3 protein-coding genes are annotated in these 4,590 nt (G+C 71.0%); all 3 read right to left on the bottom strand.

The window, feature by feature from the left end:
• Nucleotides 1-447: hypothetical protein (locus tag D7V88_RS39120; RefSeq protein ID WP_120545620.1), on the bottom strand; the 447-nt coding region annotated here is incomplete at its 3' end.
• Complete coding sequence (locus tag D7V88_RS39115) at nt 444-4,136, bottom strand: type VI secretion system membrane subunit TssM (protein ID WP_120545618.1); 3,693 nt, start codon at nt 4,134-4,136, stop codon at nt 444-446. The genes D7V88_RS39120 and D7V88_RS39115, both read right to left, overlap by 4 nt.
• 3 nt (nt 4,137-4,139) lie before the next feature.
• Nucleotides 4,140-4,472, bottom strand: a complete 333-nt coding sequence (locus D7V88_RS39110; protein WP_244238633.1) for a hypothetical protein — start codon at nt 4,470-4,472, stop codon at nt 4,140-4,142.
• Nucleotides 4,473-4,590: the final 118 nt, after the last annotated feature.

Below are 4,590 nucleotides of genomic sequence, written 5' to 3'. Positions count from 1 at the left end.
GGGGGGCTTCGAGGCGTCATCGCCCCCGGGTTCGCGGGGCTCCGCGGGCTGCGTGCCGGTGCGGATGCGCCCTTCGAGCAACTCGATGTCCAACGAGCCGGGCGCGGGCGCGTTGACGAACTGCTGCCAGGTGCCGTCCGGCGCGGTGAACAGGAAGGACACCGCCACCGGGGCTCCGTCCGGCAGCGGCACCTTCATGCGCTGGAGCGTGCCCGGGTAGATGAGCGCGGACAGCAACACGTCCGCGTCCGGTTGGAAGACGCGCGCGGAGACCTCGCCATAGGACTCGATGGCGAACTGCTTCGGATCCACCTTGCGCACCAGCATGTAGAGCGGACGGCCCTGGTTGGTGCCCGACGGTGCCTTCACACTCAAATGGAGCGTGCTCGCCTGACATCCGGTCAACAGGCACAGCGCCGCCGGAATGCATCTCGCCAGCAGTCTCATCGCGGCACCTCTCGGAAGGGGGTCCAGGGTTCACCCTTGATGCCAAAGCGCAGCTCCATCACCCCATCCATGGACGCGCCGCCACGTGCTCGCAGAGACCACTGCCGGTGCTGCTGCTCTCCCGTGGCCTGTGACGACTCCAGCAGCCGGAAGCAGCTCCACGCCGAACGGGACTTCTCCAGCGACGCGTACTGCACCGACTGATCCGCGGGCGCGCGCACCTCCAGCATCAGCGACGCCGTCTGCTGGTCCCACCACGCCAGCGGGAACTCCTGCCACGACGGACTCTGGTTGTAGGCCAGGAAGGTCGTCTTGCCGCACTTGAGCGAGCCCAACGTCACGAAGCTGCCCGGCGTGGGCGCCTTCGGCAGCGGCAGCGGCATCACCTGCAACAACAGCGGCCGGGGCCTTCCTTCGTTGTCCCACAGCACTCGGGCCAACCGTGACAGCCGACCCAACGTGGGCAGCATCCCCGGCGGTAGCGTGAGCCGCGACTGGAGCGCGCCGCGCGGCACCCACTCCGTGCCTCGCTCCTCGCACACCGGCGACAGCACCCGCGTGACGAAGTCCCAGAACGCGCCGTCCTGCCGGCGCAATATCTCCAGGTCTCCCGGCTCCACTTCCTGCGACGCGTCCGGCGCGAAGGGATAGCGCCCCAGCAGCGGCCGCAAGAGCCGCCCGGACGCATCCGCCCACTGCCGCTCCAGCGTCCGTTCAATCTCCCGCTGGCCCAGCTCCTTGACCGCGAGGAACGGTTGGCGGAAGGGCTGGCGCAGCTCACCAATCAGCCCCTGCTGATCCAACCACGCGTCCACCTTGTGCAGGTACGACGTGTCGTCCTCCAGCATCATCGCGAAGGCCAGGCGACCCAGCGGCGTCAGCAGCTCCGGCAACCGCGCGGCCCCGTTGGGCGGAAGCGGTGCGCCCGCCACGGCCCCGGTGAGTGACGCGGTCGCCTCCGCCGGCACCACGCTCTGACGGGGCACCGCGTTCAGTTCGTCCGCCAACTGGGCCACCAGCGCGCGGTAAGGGTTGAGCGCCACATAGTTGCCGCTGTCATCCGGTTTCATCACCGTGGCGATGGGCTTGAACGGCGCCACCGCGTTGCGCAGCGATTCGTAGAAGGGCCCGTCCAGCGGCTCCAGCGCCACGCCCTGGGACACGTCGCGCAGCATGTCCACCAGCTCCGAGGAGGGCTGGGTGAGGCGCGACAGCTCCTCCGTCAGGAGCGCGGGCACCACCGCCTGGAAGCGGTAGGTCGACACGCGCTGGAACAGGCGGTTCCGGTACTGGTGCGCGAACTGGTTCACCTTGCGGCGCACGTGCTCCTGGCGCTGGGACGCCTCCTCCACCGACAGGCCGGAGCCCTTGATGCGCTGGGTGAACTCATCCACCAGCGGACGCAGCCGCGTGTCGAACTCCAGCCGGTCCGCGGCCAGCCCCACACCCCCGCGAGAGGCGAGCGCGTCGTCGCCCGGCATCACCGTGCCGAAGGGCATGCGCCCCGTCTTCTCGTGGTAGCGCAGCAGCGCCTGGTGCAGGAGCCTGGAGCCGTCCTTGGGACGGAACTCGAAGGTGCTCTGGAGCACCGTCGCCTGGAGCACCGCCGGCCCGCTGCCCGGCAGCCACAGGCCGTCGCGCACCAGCAGCTCCGCCACGCTCAACTTCTGCACCGCCTTCACGCCCAGGTAGGCCTCTTCCTCCATGCGCAGGATGTTGGAGAGCACCTCGCGGTGGTCGTTCATCCACGCCACCGTCTTGAGCGTGGAGGGGATGCCCCGGAAGCGGCTGGTGTCCACGCGCGCCTCGGAGGCGGCCAGCAGCTCCAGCGCGCGCGGCAGGCTGCTGAAGCGCGCGCTGTCGTCCAGCAGCGCCTGCAACCTCCGCCGCTCGTCCTGCATGGACTCCAGGTCCGCGTCCAGCCGCTCCAGCACCTGCGGCTCCACGGACCGGTTCTGCAACAGGTCCTGCAACCGCTTCAGGTGCGACTGCCACGGCGAAAGCTGCGCCTCCAGCGTGAGCGGCTCCGGGAAGGGCCAGCGCGCCCAGTCCGACTCCGGCGTCTCCGGCGCCTTCCAGGGCGGGTCGCTCATCAGCACGTAGTCCGCGACCAGCGACTCGCTCAGCCCCACAGCCGACACCCACGAGCGCCCCTCATCCAACGAGGCGGCCTCCCCGGCGGTCGGCGGCTGGCTGGCCTCCGGGATGAAGCTCCACGTGGGGCGGGACTTCAGGCTCGCGAGCACCAACTGTCCCAGCGCCTCCTCGCGCGAGCCGTGCAGCGTGGCCAGCAGGTAGATGACCTGCTCGGGCCGGCACGTCTCCGGCTGACGGTGGCACTTCTCCAGCGCGGGCCGCACGTGCGCCTCGCGGATGCCCCGGGCCAGGCGTTGACGCAGGTCCTCGCGCGCGTCGGTGAAGCTGTAGCGCAACAGCGGCCAGGTCCCCATCGCCCGCCACAGCACGTCCAGTGACTGGCCGGCCGCGAGCACCTGATCCTGCACCACGCCCCCGGACACCTCCTGGCCCTGGTCGCGCATGCGCTGCACCGTCTCCTCGAAGCGCACCACCCGCGCCCGGGCCTGCCCCAGCCTCCACGTGAAGTGGCCGTAGGCCGCCCCCAGTGGCAGCGCGCACGCGAGCCCCAGCAGCACCGCGCGGCGCAGGTGCGTGTGCAGGTAGCGCTGACGCACGGCCCTCGCCGCGCTGGCCTCGGTGGACACCGACAACACACCCGGGTCTCGGGCGTCCGCGTCCGCGGAGGACAGGGACACCGTCGTCAGCCGGGGCGCGTACGCCAGCGTCTGGCCATCCATCAGCGCCGCCACGAAGCGCGCCAGCGCCTCGAAGGGCTGATGGCCTTCCGAATAGAAGCGCTCCAGCCGCTCGAAGGACTCCACGGGCAGGGCCGTCAGTCCCAGCGCCAGGTACTGCTCCTGTGACTTGAGCAGCGTGGACAACTGCTTCTCCTGGCCGGGCTCCGGCAGGGGGAAGCGCAGCGGCACGTGGTGCGCGCGCAACAGCCGCGCGAAGTCCCCGTAGCCCTCCCGCTCATCCAGGTGCGTCAGGCACACGCGCGTCTCCAGCGCGCCCCCTCGCACTTCGGCCAACAGGTTGAGCTTGCCGCGCAGGAGCTGCGCTGCCCGGCGGACCTCGTCCGGAGGCGTGTCCGACAGCCAGCGCGCGTCCAGCACCAGCACCGCGAGCGCCTGCTGACCGTGGCCGAAGCTGTCCTTCCACAGCCGGCGCAGGGACTCGCCCGCCTCCTTGGATTCATCCTCCAGGAGCTGCGCGGACACCTCCAGGGCCACGGCATCCGCGCCCAGGTACACCTGGAGCAGCGAGTCCGTGAGGAGGCTGGGCAGGAACTGCCGCGCCTGCCGCTTCCAGTCCATGTCCAGCTCGATGAGCCGCGACTTGCCCGCGCCCGCGGGCCCCATCACCACCACGCCCGGCAGGTCGCCCACCGCCACGCGATGGCGCAGGGGCAGGCCCGCCAGGAACTTCTGGCGCACCTGCCGCAGCCGGTTGCGCGCCATGGGCACGGGGCCGGATTCAGCGGGCGCGGCCTTGCGCTTGCGCAGCCACACCAGCAGCGGCACGCCCAGGGCCAGCAGCGCGAGGGCCAGCAGCACCCACGGCTTCCACGCGGGCGGAAGGAACGACGTCAGTTTGCGGAACACCTCCATGGCTCAGCGCTCTCCCCATCCCGTGACGTTCCGGGCCCGTCCGGAGCGGTGAAATGCCTCCAGGACGTCCTCCAGCGTGTCCAACGTGCTCGTGAGCTCCGCGCGCGAGGCCTGCTGCGCCTCCGGCGCCAATCGCGCATCCCCGGGGCCCGGCAGGAGCACGGCCAGTCCCTGTTCCAGCTCTTCCAGAAAAGGACCCATGCCGGCGCGCCCGGTGCCGAAGCGCTCGTCGATGAGGCGCTGCATCTCCTGGAGCACCTTCGGCGCGGACTCGATGCCCGGCGCGGCGGGCGCCGCCGGGGCTGCGGACGAAGGACGTGGGGGCGGGGCCATCATCGGGTCACCCACCACAGGACGCCCTGGAGCCCCAGCACGCAGCTTGCGGCGACGGCGTAGTAGCGGCCGGGAAAGGCGTAGAGCAGGGGCCCGACCTCGTCACCGGATTCTCCAGGGG

The sequence above is a fragment of the Corallococcus terminator genome, assembly GCF_003611635.1.
GTDB classification, from domain to species: domain Bacteria; phylum Myxococcota; class Myxococcia; order Myxococcales; family Myxococcaceae; genus Corallococcus; species Corallococcus terminator.
Note: the sequence above shows the minus strand (reverse complement) of the source record. Positions and strands in the feature narration are given on the sequence as shown.